Genomic DNA, 13,187 nt, shown 5'->3' with positions numbered 1-13,187 from the left:
ACGGGTCAGTCGAGGAAGTCGCGCACGACGGTGTCGAGGGCTGCGACGGTGAGAGCGATGGAACCGATGTCGATGCGCTCGTCGTTGCCGTGGAACAGCTGGCGGAACGTGCCGTAGTCCCAGTGGCGACTCAGCAGCGCGAACCCGTAGGCGGGGATGCCGCGCCGGCGGTAGAAGCGGGCGTCGGAGCCGCCGACGCTGAGCACCGGGAGCAGGTCGGCGTCGGGATAGGCGCGGCGCACGGCCTTGCCGAGCGAGTGGAACAGCGGCGTGTCGACCGGGGACCGGGTGGCGGCGGCGAAGTCGTCCCCCTCGATTGTGACGTCGTCGGCCAGGTCGCCGAGGGCGTCCCGCAGGTAGGCGTCGACGTCGGCGGCCGCGATGTCGGGCAGCACCCGGATGTCGAGGGTGATCGTGGCGAGCGCCGGGATCACGTTGTCCTTGACGCCGGCCCGCACGATGTTGGGCGAGATGGTGGTGTGCGTCGACGCGTGGGCGAAGCCCGCCAGCACGCCGAGTTCGTTCAGGGCGTCATCGATCCGGGCGGGGTCGAGCAGCCGTTCGGCGAGCGGTGCGTCCAGGTGCAGGGCCGCGACGTAGTGCCGCCAGTCGGTGGTGATCTGCACCGGGGCGCGGTAACGGGCCAGCCGTTGCACGGCATCCGCTGCGATCACGGCGGCGTTTCGGGCGCCCCACGGGGCCGACCCGTGACCCGGTGTGCCGCGCACGACCAGGCGTCGCCCGGCGATGCCCTTCTCGCCGACCGCGGCGGAGATCAACGGCCGGGGGCCGACCATGGCGCCGCCGGACTCGGTCAGCACGTAGTCGGCGTCGATCAGGTCGAGCCGGTTCTCGGTGAGCCATTCCACCCCGAGCCGGCTGCCGTCCTCCTCGTCGGCGACGGCCGCGAAGATGAGGTCGCCGCGGGGGCGGAACGAACCCGTCGCGATGGCGCGGGTGACGACCGCGTAGCTGGCGGTCAGGTAGAGCATGTCGAGGGCGCCGCGCCCCCAGATTTCACCGTCGACGATCTCGGCCGCGAACGGGTCGCGGGTCCAGCCGCCGTCGCTGACCGGGACCACGTCGAGGTGGCCTACCAGGGCGAGCGAGGGCGCCGTGGGGTCGGTGCCGGGGATGCGGGCGATCAGGGACGCGCGTCCCGGGTGCGGTTCGACGACCTCGAGGTCGAGCCCGGACCCGGCGAAGAACCCTTCCAGCGTGCGCACGCTGCGGATCTCGCCGCCCGAATCGGGGCTGCCGTCGTTGACGCAGGCGTTGCGGATGAGGTCGCGCAGCAGGTTGATGGTCTGCCGGGTGAGGGCTTCCTGGTCGCTCATGCGCGGGTGCGGCCGCTGGGCACGGCATTCGGTTCGATGATGGGACCGGTCCTTTCGGAAGTGCCTGAACTCTACCCGGTGCCGTCGCCGGCGGATGACGCGTCGCATGCCGAGGCGCGGCATCCGGTGCGCCCGTTCCGGCACCGGTCCGCCCGCCGGGTGGGCGCCGAACCAATTCGACGGAGATTTTGCCGAAAAAGGGCGTTTTCAGGGGTGTTCGGGCCCGATTGGGGCAAAATCTCCGTCGAATTCGTTAGGGGCGGGGCTTGGGGTGCGGGGTGGCGTGCGCGGCGAGGGGGCTCAGGCGGCGAGCTGCTCGGCGACGCGGGCCGGGGCCAGCTGGGTCTGCAGGGCGGCCAGTAGCAGCGGCAGCTGCTCGGCGGGGGAATCCGGGGCCTCGGGGTGCCACTGCACGCCCGTGATCGGGGCGGAGGCGTGCTCGATGGCCTCGACCAGACCGTCCGGGGCCACGCCGGCCGGCGACAGGCCCTCGCCGAGCCGGCCCACGCACTGGTGGTGCGCGCTCTGCACCGAGATCCGGGTGGCGCGGAGGCTGCCCTGTAGTGTGCTGCCGGCGATCAGCCGAACCGGGTGCTCGCTCAGGATCCGGTCGATGGGCACTCCCACGTTGCGGTGGATGCCGTCCTCGATGTGCTGCACGATCGTGCCGCCGAGGGCCACGTTGATGATCTGCAGGCCCCGGCAAATGCCGAGTAGCGGGGTGCCGCGGTCCAGGGCCCGCCGCACGAGGGCGATCTGGCCGGCATCCGCCGTCTCGTAGTGGCGGGTTTCGCCCCCGTACCCGGTGTAGCCGCCGTAGAACCGGGGCGCGATGTCTTCACCGCCCATGATCAGGATGGCGTCGCAGGCATCCGTCGCCGTGAGCAGCTCGGGGGTGGTCAGGTCGGCCGCGGCCACCCGGGTGACCTGCCAGCCGCCGCGCTCCCCGGCGGTCACGGCGTTCCCGATCAGCACCTGCACCTTGGCGTGGTACTCGGGCAGGTCGGGCCGGTGACGGGTGACTTCGACGACGGCCAGCCGCGGCGCGGAGGCGGGAGCGGAGGCGGGGTAGGGCGGCGAGCTGAATGCTGAGGTCATGGTCGCCTTCCGCTGCCGGTTCCGGGGGTGGGGTGTCGCACCAGTCTGCAGGGAACCCGCCCGCGGGCCCCGCGGAGCCGTAACAGGGCGCAACAGACCGGGCGCAACGCAGCCCGCGCAACCGCGCACCGGCCGCGCACCCGCAGCGCGCCGCGCACGGTGGACTCGCCCCGCACACCGCTCTATGCTCGAAAAAGGAACCCCTGAGCATCGATACTGTGTGAGGAAGTGGGCCCATGCGGTCACGGTGGCTGATCCCGGTAGTCGTGGCAGCGGCCTGCGTCTGCGCCCCTCCCACGGTCGCGTGGGCCGAGGACCCGGTCACGTTCGGGGCCAGCCACATCGCCGACCCGGCGGGTGCCGTCACCGAACGCAGCGACGAGGTCACCGCGGCCCTGGACAAGCTGTATGCCGACACCGGAACCGACCTCTTCGTGGTCTACGTCGACAGTTTCACCGGCGTCTCAGACCGCACGCAGTGGGCCGACAAGACCGCCGACAACAACGGGCTGGGCACGAACGACGTGCTGCTGGCCGTCGCCACCGGCGACCGGGAGTACCAGCTGTCGGTCGCACCCGACTTCGCCCTGACGGATGCCCAGCTGACCGAGGTCGAGACCGTCGCCATCGAACCGGCCCTGCGCGAGAACGACTGGGCGGGAGCCGCCATCGGGGCCGCCGACGGCCTCGCCGCCAGCCTGCAGGGCCAACCGGTCACCGCGCCCGCGATCACGCCGGGTAGCGCCCCCGGCGGCAGCGGGGCCGGCGGGGGCGGCGGCTTCCTCGTCCTGGCGTTCGTGGTCATCGCCGTGATCGTGCTCCTGATCGTGGGCCTGGTGCTGTACTTCGTCCTCCGCGGCCGCCGCAAGGGCGCCCTGTCCGCCGGGGGCGCTCCGGCGACCGGGCTCCCGGCGCTGCCGACCCCCGAACTCAAACGGCGCGCCGCGAGCACCCTGGTGCAGACCGACGACGCGATCCGTTCCAGTGAGCAGGAACTCGGCTTCGCGATCGCCCAGTACGGCGCCGCCGCCACGGATGCCTTCCAGGCCACCCTGGTCACGGCGAAGGCCCAGCTCACCCAGGCCTTCGAACTGCAGCAGCAGCTCGACGACGCCATCCCCGACTCCGAGGAGCAGAAGCGGGCCTGGTACGGCGCGATCATCGACCTCTGCGGCCAGGCCAACGCCGCCCTGGACGCGCAGGCCGACAGCTTCGACGAGCTGCGCCAGCTGGAGAAGAACGCGCCGGAGATGGCGGCATCCGTCGCCCGGAAGGCCGCCGCCGTCTCCGACCGAGTGGCGTCCGCCGAGGCCGCCCTCGCTGCGCTCGGGGCCCGCTACTCCGAGGAAGTGCTGGGCACGGTCGCCGACAACGCCCGCGAGGCCCGGGAGCGGCTGGCGTTCACCTCGACCGCGCTGACCGAGGGCGGAACGCGGCTGGCCGGCGGCGACACGGCCGCCGCCGCCGTCGGCATCCGTGCCGCCGAGGAATCCGTCGACCAGGCGACGTTGCTGCTCGACGCGGTGGACCGGCTGGGTGCCGACCTGCAGGCGGCCGACCAGAGCGTCGCCGGCACGGTCGCCGAGCTGCAGTCCGACATCATCACGGCGCGCGGCCTGCCGACCGACACCCCCGCGTCGGCCGCGCTGCCCGGAGCGATCGAGCAGGCCGAGCAGACGCTGGCCGAGGTCACAACCCGGCTCGGCGCCGGCCACGTCAATCCGCTGGAACTGATGCGCCTGCTCGACGCCGCCAACACCCAGATGGATGCCGCGCTGCAGGGCGTGCGGGACGCCGTCGCCCAGGCCCAGCGCGCCCAGGCCGCCCTGAACCAGAACCTGCTGGCGGCGCGCGGCCGGGTGTCGGCCGCGGAGGACTTCATCACCGCCCGCCGCGGGGCCGTCGGCGCGGAGGCCCGGACCCGGCTGGCCGAGGCGGGACGGCTCCTGGTCGAAGCCGAATCCACGGCGGCCACCGACCCTCCCGCAGCCCTCGCGGCCTCCCAGCGCGCCAACGCCCTCGCCGCGGACGCCATCGCCCGCGCCCGAAACGATGTGGACGGGTTCGCCGGCCAGGGCGCCCGCGGTGCCGGCTACGGAGGCGGAGGCGGCGACAACGGCACGATGGGCGCCATCCTCGGCGGCATCCTGATCAGCTCGATCCTGTCCGGCGGCGGAGGCGGCCGGAGCGGCGGCATGTTCGGCGGCGGGAGCGGGGGCGGTCGCCGAGGCGGGGGCGGCGGCTTCGGCATCCCCGGCGGTTTCGGCGGCGCGGGCGCCCGGTCACGCCGCGGCGGCGGGGGCAGGTTCTAGGCGCCGGGCACATCCGTTTCACACCACTTCCCGACACAATGGAAACATCCGTTCATCCGGACATTCGAAAGGACACCGCAATGACGAAACAGTCAATCTTCGGCCGCATCTCCCAGCTGGCCAAGGCGAACATCAACGCGCTTCTGGACTCCGCGGAGGACCCGAAGCGCATGCTCGACCAGATGGTGCGCGACTACACCAACAGCATCGCCGACGCGGAGAGCGCCATCGCAGAGACGATCGGCAATCTGCGCCTGCTCGAGGACGATTACCGCGAAGACGTCGAGGCGGCGAGCGAGTGGGGCAGCAAGGCCCTGGCAGCCAGCCGCAAAGCGGATGAACTGCGTTCGGCCGGCAACGCGGCCGACGCGGACCGCTTCGACAACCTCGCCAAGGTGGCCCTCGGACGCCAGATGCAGTCCGAGAAGGAAGCGAAGCAGGCCGAGCCGCAGATCGCCTCGCAGACCGCCGTCGTCGCCCAGCTCAAGGACGGCCTGAACAAGATGAAGGAGAAGCTGAACCAGCTCTCCTCCAAGCGCAACGAACTGATCGCCCGCTCGAAGACCGCCGAGGCGCAGACCAAGGTGATGGATGCCGTCAAGAGCATCGACATCATGGATCCCACCAGCGAGGTCAGCCGTTTCGAAGACAAGATCCGCCGCGAGGAAGCCCGCGTGCGCGGTGCCAACGAGCTGGCCGCATCGAGCCTGGACGCCCAGTTCGAAAGCCTCGAAGACCTCGGCGAGCTCTCCGAGGTCGACGCCCGGCTCGCCGCCATGAAGGCCGGCGGAACCAGCTCCATCACGCAGTAGCAACGCTCCGGGCCTCCGCTCGGGGCGCAACCGGGTGCCGACGGGAACATCCCGCCGGCGCCCGTCTCTGTGCCCGCAGAAATCTCCCGCGGAATCAGGGTCTTGGAGCATACTGAGGAGATGGCTCCCACCTTCGTTGTTGTGCCGCAGTGGCAGGGTTCGGTTTCTCCGCGCGCGATGCGCCTGAGTGACGGGGCGGAGGCGATCCGGGGCGACCTTCCCTCGTCGGCGACCCGGGAGGTTCCCGTGCCGGTCGAGGCCGGAGATTCGCAGGGCACCGGCATCGACCGCTTCTCCACCCTGGTCACGGTGCGGGAGCGCCTCGCGGCCACGCTCCGCGGCAGCACCGACGCGGTGCTGACGATCGGCGGCGACAACGGGATCTCCCTCGCCGCCGTCGAACACGCCGCGCGGGAGCATCCGGGTCACCTGGCCCTGGTCTGGCTCGACGCGCACCCGGCCCTGCACACCCCGGAGTCCTCGCCCTCCGGCGGGTTCGCCGGCATGGTGCTGCGGGCCATCACCGGCGAGGGGGCCGAGGGTCTGACCCTCGGCGCCGACGACCGCATCCCGCTGGAGCGGGTCGTGATCGGCGGCGCCCGGGACATCGACCCGGCCGAAGCCGACCTGATTCAGGAACTCCGGATCGTGAGCCTCCCGATCGGGGACCTGGACACCCCCGATGCATTGGTCGCCGCCGTGCTCGCCACCGGGGCAACGGCGTTCTACCTGCACCTGGACCTGAACGTGCTGGACCCGTCCGTGCTGGGCGGCCTGGCCGACCTGTACCCGTTCGGGTTGAGCGTCGAGGCGCTGAACGCGGCGATCACCGCCCTGCGGGCGAACTTCGAGCTGGCCGGAGCCACCATCGCCGGCTTCTCGCCGTCGTCACCGGAAGCGGCCAGCGACGACCTCCCCAGCATCCTGCGCATCATCGGCGCCCTGACCCGCTGACGAAGTCGGCCCGGTCTCGACCGAGGCCCCATTAACCCGCTCTGACCCGGCCTTGCGCTCACCGACCCGGCGGCACACCCGTAGCATAGGACCGACGCGCCGAGCGTCACGACGCCAAAGGAGGCATCCGTGAACGAGCAGATTTCCGGTTCCGAGCAGTCCGGTCCCGAACCAAGGATCATCACGGAGCGGCGCGGACACGTGTTCCTGATCGGGTTCAACCGACCGGAGAAGCGCAACGCCGCCGACTTCGCCCTGCTGCAGCAGCTGGCCCTCGCCTACGGTGAGCTCGAACGCGACCCCGAGCTGCGGGTCGGCCTCGTTTACGCCGTCGGCGACCATTTCACGGCCGGTCTCGACCTGGCGGACGTCGGGCCGAGGATCGGGCCGGACGGCCTCGACATGGTGCCCGAAGGCGGCATCCACCCGTGGCAGGTCGACGGGCGGAGCGTGTCCAAACCGGTGGTGATGGCGGTGCAGGGCACCTGCCTCACCCTCGGCATCGAGCTCATGCTCACCAGCGACATCTCCGTCGCGGCCGAGTCGACCCGGTTCGGCCAGATCGAGGTGGCCCGCGGCATCCTGCCGTTCGGCGGCGCCACCATTCGCTTCCCGCGCGCCGCCGGCTGGGGCAATGCGATGCGCTGGCTCCTCACCGGCGACATGTTCGACGCCGCGGAGGCTCACCGGATCGGTCTCGTGCAGGAGGTCGTGCCGGACGGCACCCAGTTCGACCGTGCGCTGGAACTGGCCGAGCGGGTCGCCGCCCAGGCGCCGCTCGCCGTGCAGGCGACCCTCGCGAACGCCCGCACCGCCGTGCGCGACGGCGCCGCGGCCGCCGAGGCGGAGCTGCAGCCAGCCCTGGCCCGCCTGGCCGCGACCGAAGATTCCCTCATCGGCATGGAAGCCTTCGTGACCCGGAAGCCCGCGACCTTCGTCGGCCGCTGAGCCGCTCCCGAAGCACCGACCGACGCACTGACCGACGCACTGACCGAAGTACTGACCGCACCACTGACCGAGGAGAGACGGATGCCCGCCGCCAGCAGCAGCACCTATGACGTGATCGTGATCGGCGCCGGCGCCGTGGGTGAGAACGTCGCCGACCGCACCAGCTCGTCCGGGTTGCGCACCGTCATCGTCGAGGCCGAACTGGTCGGCGGCGAGTGCTCCTACTGGGCCTGCATGCCATCGAAGGCCCTGCTGCGCAGCGGCGCCGCCCTGGCCGCAGCCCGGCGTGTGGGCGGGGCCGTCGAGGCTGTGACCGGCGACGTGGATGTCGCGGCGGTGCTGCGCCGCCGCGACGCCATCACGCACGACTGGTCGGACGAGAGCCAGGTTCGCTGGCTGGAGAAGGCCGGGATCGCCCTGGTGCGCGGCCACGCCCGCCTCAGCGGCGTGCGCGAGGTGACCGTGACCTCCGCCGACGGCCGGGCGACCGTGCTGACCGCCACGCACGCGGTGGTCATCAGCACGGGATCCGCGGCCCTGCTGCCGGACATCCCCGGCCTGGCCTCCGTCTCGCCGTGGACCAGCCGCGAGGCGACCAGCGCCCGGGGCATCCCGGACAGCCTGGCCATCATCGGCGGCGGCGTGGTCGCCGCCGAGATGGCCACCGCGTACGCCTCCCTCGGCGCGGAGGTCACCATGATCGTGCGCGGAGGCCTGCTGAGCACACAGGAGCCCTTCGCCGGCGAACTCGTCACGGCGGCGCTGCGGGCCGGCGACGTCACCGTGCTCACCGGCGTCTCGACCACCGGGGCCGCCCGCAACGGTGACGGCGACGTGACCCTTACCCTCTCCAACGGCACCCGGGTCACCGCGACCGAGGTGCTCGTGGCCACCGGCCGGTTGCCCCGCACCCGGGACGTCGGGCTGGAGACGGTCGGCCTCGTCCCGGGCGACTGGCTCGAGGTCGACGACACCCTGCTCGTGCAGGGCTCCTCCCCCGAGCTGGCCGGGGCCTGGCTCTACGCCACCGGCGACGTCAACCACCGGGCCCTGCTCACCCACCAGGGCAAGTACCAGGCGCGGGCGGCCGGCGATGTGATCGCGGCCCGGGCCGCCGGCACGCCCGTCGACGACCAACCGTGGGGCACCCACGCCGCCACCGCCGACCATGCGGCCGTGCCGCAGGTCACCTTCACCGACCCCGAAGTCGCGTCTGTCGGGCTGACCCGGGACGCTGCCGAGAGGGCAGGGTTCCACATCCGGGTGCTGGACTACAACCTCGGCTGGCTGGCCGGGGCATCCGTGCACGCCGACGACTACACCGGGTCGGCGCGTGCCATCGTGGACCTGGACCGCGAGGTTCTGCTCGGCGTCACCTTCGTCGGGCCGGATGTCGCGGAGTTGCTGCACGCGGCGACCATCGCCGTGGTCGGCGAAGTGCCGATCCGCCGGCTGTGGCACGCCGTTCCGAGCTACCCGACCCTGAGCGAGGTCTGGCTGCGCCTGCTCGAGGAGTACGGGCGCCCCTGATCGGCGGGCCGGGCCGCCGGCCGCCGTCCCCCGTCCCCTCGGCCCCCTCGCCCTCGTGCCCCGAAGGCTCCCGCCCGTCGCGGCGCACGTTGTGGACGCGGGCGCGGGCTAGAACCACCGCCGCCACGCTCAACCTGCGCCGCGGAGTCACAGTCGAGCGTCACCGTCGAGGATCATCGGATACTCAGCCTTCTGCCGCGGGGGCCGCCTACGCTGGTGGGGTGCGCCGCATCCTGTTCGACTCCCCCATCAGCCGGGCCGGCTACCTCTACGCCACCACGGTGGGCCTGGTCTGGGGTTCGATCTGGAGCACCGGCACGGTCGAGCGCCGAGGCGGCCTCGTCGTCTTCCGTGGGATGCCCGCCTGGACCTTCGGCCGCGGCGGATCCTGCGTCGGCGCCTGCTACCTGACCAACCAGAACGTGTCGACGGCGATCCTCGAGCACGAGGCCGTGCACAAACGCCAGTGGCAGCGCTTCGGCATGGTCTTTCCGCTGCTCTACCTGGTGGCCGGCCGCAATCCGCTGCGCAACCGCTTCGAGATCGAAGCCGGCCTCGAGAAGGGCGGCTATGCCAGGTAACACCGAATCACTCGACCCAGGGGGACCAGAATGACCGCACGAACAATCCTGATCACCGGCGCCAGCGACGGGATCGGCACCGCCGCCGCCCGCGCCCTCGGCCGGGACGGCGACCGCGTCGTGATCGTGGGCCGCTCCCCCGCCAAGACCGCCGCCGTGGCCGCGGAGCTCGGCGCGGACTTCTTCGTCGCCGACTTCGCCCGCCTGGACGAGGTGCGCACCCTCGCGGCGCAGCTGCTGGAACGCTACCCCCGGATCGACGTGCTCGCCAACAACGCCGGCGGCATCATGGGCAATCGCGAAACGACCGTCGATGGCTACGAGTTGACCTTCCAGGTCAACCACCTGGCCCCCTTCCTGCTGACCACGCTGCTAATGGAGCGGCTCGTCGCCAGCCAGGCCCGGGTGATCAACACGTCCAGCGCCGCCAACCTGCTCTTCGGAAAGATCGACCTCGACGATCTGCAGGCCGAGACGAAGTACTCCGCCAACAAGGCGTACGGCGACGGCAAGCTCGCGAACATCCTCTTCACCAGAGAGCTCCACCACCGCTTCCACGACCAGGGAATCAGCACGGCCGCCTTCCACCCCGGCGTGGTCGCGACGAGCTTCTCCACCGGGTCGACCACCCTGATGCGGCTGATCTACCGCACCCCGCTCAAGCGACTGCTGCTCGGGGCGGAACAGGGCGCCGACACCCTGGTCTGGCTGGCGACCGCGAAGCCCGGGACCGACTGGGTGTCAGGCGAGTACTACGAGAAGCGCGTCATCCAGAAGGCCAACAAGCAGGCCTACGACCCTGCCCTGGCCGCGGCGCTCTGGGAGCAGAGCGCCGCCCTGGTCACCGGGCACGCCGCGCCCCTGCCCGGCTAGATCCACGCGCGATTCACACCGGATTCGTGTTGGTCACCCGGCGCGGTGGCGCGCGGGTGGTCTGGCGCGCATGATGGTTCCAGAACAGGCCGCCCGACCCTGAACGCGGGCCCGGCCGACAGGAGGACACGATGACCTACGCACACACGATCACGGTGGACGCACCGTTCGACGAGGCGGTCCAGCTGACCCGGGTGGCCCTCGCCGCCCAGGGCTTCGGGGTGCTGTCTGAAATCGACGTGCACGCCACCTTCGCGGAGAAACTCGGCGCGGACGCGGCCCAGACGGTCGGCGATTATCTGATTCTCGGCGCCTGCAACCCGGGGCTGGCACGGCGGGCGATCATGGCCGACCCCGAGATCGGCGCCCTGCTCCCCTGCAATGTGGTCGTGCGACGCGGTCCCGACGCCGAAGCCACCACCGTGCAAGCCATCAATCCAGCCATCATGGTGCAGCTCAGCCACGCCCCGGAGATCGCGTCCGTCGCGGCCGATGCGGACAGCCGGTTGCGGGCCGCCCTCCTAGCGGTGCAGGGCGGCCCGGCCCGCGCCTGAAGCCGGCGACTCCACGCGTGCCTGCCCCTCCGCGTGCCCATCCGGGCGGCGCCCCGGGCACGCGCAACGCCCGGCCTCGAGAGAGACCGGGCGTTGCGTGCGAACGGATGCCGCGGTGCCGCGGGTCCCGCTACTCGACGGGGTAACCGGATGCGGCCTCGGCCAGCAGGTCGGCTTCGGCCCAGGTCGCGAGGTTCGCGCGCAGCTTCACGCCGAGGTCGGCGTCGACGCTGGTCCAGTACGCGATGGCCCGCTCGGTCACCTCGGGGCGCTGGACCCCGCTGATGGCGCCGGTGATCGTGTCCAGGAAACGTGCCTTGGCCGCGTCGTCGTAGACGTCGCGGTACAGCGTGCCGGCCTGGCCGAAGTCGCTGTCATCGCTGCGCAGCTTCGCCGCGGCGCGCAGGAGCTCGCCGTCGTTCTCCCAGCCGCCTTCCGCCGCGAGCAGCGGGTCGGCCACCGGGCCGCCGAGCGAGTTTGGCGCGTAGTTCGGCGCGGTCGGCGGGTTGTAGTGGTGGCGCGCCGCGCCATCCTGCGAGTAGTTATTCACCGGCGACTTCGGCGCGTTGACGGGCAGCTCGGCGAAGTTCGTGCCGACGCGGTATCGCTGGGCGTCCGGGTAGGAGAAGATGCGCGCCATCAGCATCTTGTCGGGGCTGGCCGCGATGCCGGGAACGAAGTTCGCCGGGGAGAAGGCCGCCTGCTCGATCTCGGCGAAGAAGTTCTCCGGGTTGCGGTTGAGGGTGTGCGTGCCGATCTTTATCAGCGGGAAGTCGGCGTGCGGCCAGACCTTCGTGATGTCGAACGGGTTGTAGCGGTAGGTCTTGCCCTCTTCGTAGGGCATGACCTGCACCGACACGTCCCAGGAGGGGAAGTCGCCGGCATCGATGGCGTCGGAGAGGTCGCGACGGTAGTAGTCGGCGTCGGCGCCGGCGATGAGCTCGGCCTCCGAGCCCTCCATCTCGATGTTGCCCTGGTTGGAGGTGAAGTGGTACTTGACCCAGAAGCGCTCACCGGCGGCGTTGATCCACTGGTAGGTGTGCGAGCCGAAGCCGGGCATCTCGCGCCACGAGCGCGGCAGACCGCGGTCGCCCATCAGGTACGTGACCTGGTGCGCGGACTCCGGGGACAGAGTCCAGAAATCCCACTGCATGGTCGCGTCGCGCAGGCCGGAGCCCGGCAGGCGCTTCTGCGAGTGGATGAAGTCGGGGAACTTGATGCCGTCGCGGATGAAGAACACCGGGGTGTTGTTGCCGACGATGTCGTAGTTGCCCTCGGAGGTGTAGAACTTCACCGAGAAGCCGCGCACGTCGCGCCAGGTGTCGGGGCTGCCCTGCTCGCCGGCGACGCTGGAGAAGCGCTGCAGGGTCTCGGTGGTGGTGCCGGGCTGGAAGACCGCGGCGCGGGTGTACGCGGACACGTCCCCGGTGACCTCGAAGACGCCGTGTGCTCCGCCGCCCTTGGCGTGCACGATGCGCTCCGGGATGCGCTCCCGGTTGAACTGGGCTAGCTTCTCGACCAGGTACCGGTCGTGCAGGGCCGTGACACCGTCGGTTCCGACGGTCAGGGAGTGCTCGTCGCTGGCGACGGGGGTTCCCGTCTGCGTGGTGGTGGGCTTGATAGTCATCGTGCTCCTTTGTTCGACAGCTGGGCAGGTGCGGTAAGTGTGGGGTCGACCGGCGTGGCGCCGATCGGGGTGGGGTCGGTGCCGGCCGCTTCGCTCTGGCAGTCGGGGCAGAGGCCCCAGTAGGTGACCTCGGCCGTGTGCACGGCGAAGCCGGACGCGTTGGCGGGAGTGAGGCAGGGGGCGTCGCCCACGGCGCAGTCCACATCGTGCACGGCGTTGCAGCGGGTGCAGACGATGTGGTGGTGGTTGTCGCCGACCCGGCGCTCGAACAGGGCCGAGGACCCGGCGGGCTCGATCTTGCGCGCGATTCCGGCAGCGGTGAAGGCCGCCAGAACACCGTAGACCGCCTGCAGGGACGTGCCGGGAAGCTGCAGCCGCACGGCAGTGAAGAGCCGTTCTGCCGTGGAGTGCGGGGCATCCGTCAAGGCCCGGAGCACGGCCAGGCGGGGCGCGGTGACCTTGAGGTTCGACGCACGGATGCTCGCGTCGAGGGGCTCCGGCGCCCCGGCCTGCGTCACCTCTGTCCCCGTCATGCCTCCACGCTAACAGTTGTTTTGATTC

Annotated in this window: 12 protein-coding genes; 8 read left to right on the top strand and 4 right to left on the bottom strand. The window is 71.3% G+C overall.

Going from position 1 to position 13,187, the window contains the following annotated elements; translation table 11 throughout:
• Positions 1–5 precede the first annotated feature (5 nt).
• Together E3T24_RS15770 and E3T24_RS15765 are read right to left on the bottom strand one after the other, a co-directional pair.
• Positions 6–1,337 (bottom strand): M20/M25/M40 family metallo-hydrolase, encoded by a 1,332-nt coding sequence (locus E3T24_RS15770; RefSeq protein WP_134368152.1) that lies wholly within the window; start codon positions 1,335–1,337, stop codon positions 6–8.
• A gap of 300 nt (positions 1,338–1,637) precedes the next feature.
• Complete coding sequence (locus E3T24_RS15765) at positions 1,638–2,435, bottom strand: gamma-glutamyl-gamma-aminobutyrate hydrolase family protein (RefSeq protein ID WP_134404211.1); 798 nt, start codon at positions 2,433–2,435, stop codon at positions 1,638–1,640.
• 236 nt (positions 2,436–2,671) lie between these two features.
• Between E3T24_RS15765 and E3T24_RS18200 the strand changes: the two genes are divergently transcribed.
• From E3T24_RS18200 to E3T24_RS15725, 8 genes are all read left to right on the top strand, one after another.
• Entirely contained in the window at positions 2,672–4,747 is a 2,076-nt protein-coding gene (locus E3T24_RS18200; protein ID WP_134434855.1) for a TPM domain-containing protein, read from the top strand.
• An 80-nt stretch (positions 4,748–4,827) separates the two neighbouring features.
• Positions 4,828–5,559 carry a PspA/IM30 family protein gene (locus E3T24_RS15755; RefSeq protein ID WP_134368155.1) on the top strand — a complete coding sequence of 244 codons (732 nt, stop codon included), beginning with the start codon at positions 4,828–4,830 and terminating at the stop codon, positions 5,557–5,559.
• A 120-nt stretch (positions 5,560–5,679) separates the two neighbouring features.
• Entirely contained in the window at positions 5,680–6,513 is an 834-nt protein-coding gene (locus tag E3T24_RS15750) for an arginase family protein (RefSeq protein WP_134434854.1), read from the top strand.
• Positions 6,514–6,642: 129 nt separating this feature from the next.
• Complete coding sequence (locus tag E3T24_RS15745; protein ID WP_241978718.1) at positions 6,643–7,461, top strand: crotonase/enoyl-CoA hydratase family protein; 819 nt, start codon at positions 6,643–6,645, stop codon at positions 7,459–7,461.
• A gap of 81 nt (positions 7,462–7,542) precedes the next feature.
• On the top strand, positions 7,543–8,991 hold the full coding sequence (locus E3T24_RS15740; RefSeq protein ID WP_134434853.1) for an NAD(P)/FAD-dependent oxidoreductase: 1,449 nt from the start codon (positions 7,543–7,545) through the stop codon (positions 8,989–8,991).
• A 221-nt stretch (positions 8,992–9,212) separates the two neighbouring features.
• The gene (locus E3T24_RS15735) at positions 9,213–9,572 is read left to right on the top strand and encodes a Fe-S oxidoreductase (RefSeq protein ID WP_134402614.1); all 360 of its coding nucleotides are present in this window, start codon (positions 9,213–9,215) and stop codon (positions 9,570–9,572) included.
• A 30-nt stretch (positions 9,573–9,602) separates the two neighbouring features.
• Complete coding sequence (locus E3T24_RS15730; protein ID WP_134368159.1) at positions 9,603–10,445, top strand: SDR family NAD(P)-dependent oxidoreductase; 843 nt, start codon at positions 9,603–9,605, stop codon at positions 10,443–10,445.
• A 131-nt stretch (positions 10,446–10,576) separates the two neighbouring features.
• A complete protein-coding gene (locus E3T24_RS15725) occupies positions 10,577–10,999 on the top strand; it encodes a DUF302 domain-containing protein (RefSeq protein ID WP_134368160.1) in 423 nt (140 codons plus the stop codon).
• Between the two features lie 130 nt (positions 11,000–11,129).
• On the opposite strand, the gene E3T24_RS15720 is transcribed toward E3T24_RS15725, so the two are convergent.
• Positions 11,130–12,626, bottom strand: coding sequence for a catalase (locus tag E3T24_RS15720; protein ID WP_134402615.1), 1,497 nt, complete (start codon positions 12,624–12,626; stop codon positions 11,130–11,132).
• A complete protein-coding gene (locus tag E3T24_RS15715; RefSeq protein WP_134368162.1) occupies positions 12,623–13,159 on the bottom strand; it encodes a Fur family transcriptional regulator in 537 nt (178 codons plus the stop codon). The genes E3T24_RS15720 and E3T24_RS15715 overlap by 4 nt, the downstream gene beginning before the upstream one ends.
• Positions 13,160–13,187: the final 28 nt, after the last annotated feature.

Source organism: Cryobacterium sp. TmT2-59, assembly GCF_004403545.1.
Taxonomy (GTDB): Bacteria; Actinomycetota; Actinomycetes; order Actinomycetales; family Microbacteriaceae; genus Cryobacterium; species Cryobacterium shii.
The sequence above is the reverse complement of the archived record's forward strand: the minus strand, read 5'-3'. Positions and strand labels throughout refer to the sequence as shown.

Excerpts from the sequence above, each read along its gene's own strand:
- E3T24_RS15770 (WP_134368152.1), bottom strand. The coding sequence starts at position 1,337 with ATGAGCGACCAGGAAGCCCTCACCCGGCAGACCATCAACCTGCTGCGC.
- E3T24_RS15765 (WP_134404211.1), bottom strand. The coding sequence starts at position 2,435 with ATGACCTCAGCATTCAGCTCGCCGCCCTACCCCGCCTCCGCTCCCGCC.
- E3T24_RS18200 (WP_134434855.1), top strand. The coding sequence starts at position 2,672 with ATGCGGTCACGGTGGCTGATCCCGGTAGTCGTGGCAGCGGCCTGCGTC.
- E3T24_RS15755 (WP_134368155.1), top strand. The coding sequence starts at position 4,828 with ATGACGAAACAGTCAATCTTCGGCCGCATCTCCCAGCTGGCCAAGGCG.
- E3T24_RS15750 (WP_134434854.1), top strand. The coding sequence starts at position 5,680 with ATGGCTCCCACCTTCGTTGTTGTGCCGCAGTGGCAGGGTTCGGTTTCT.
- E3T24_RS15740 (WP_134434853.1), top strand. The coding sequence starts at position 7,543 with ATGCCCGCCGCCAGCAGCAGCACCTATGACGTGATCGTGATCGGCGCC.
- E3T24_RS15730 (WP_134368159.1), top strand. The coding sequence starts at position 9,603 with ATGACCGCACGAACAATCCTGATCACCGGCGCCAGCGACGGGATCGGC.
- E3T24_RS15725 (WP_134368160.1), top strand. The coding sequence starts at position 10,577 with ATGACCTACGCACACACGATCACGGTGGACGCACCGTTCGACGAGGCG.
- E3T24_RS15720 (WP_134402615.1), bottom strand. The coding sequence starts at position 12,626 with ATGACTATCAAGCCCACCACCACGCAGACGGGAACCCCCGTCGCCAGC.
- E3T24_RS15715 (WP_134368162.1), bottom strand. The coding sequence starts at position 13,159 with ATGACGGGGACAGAGGTGACGCAGGCCGGGGCGCCGGAGCCCCTCGAC.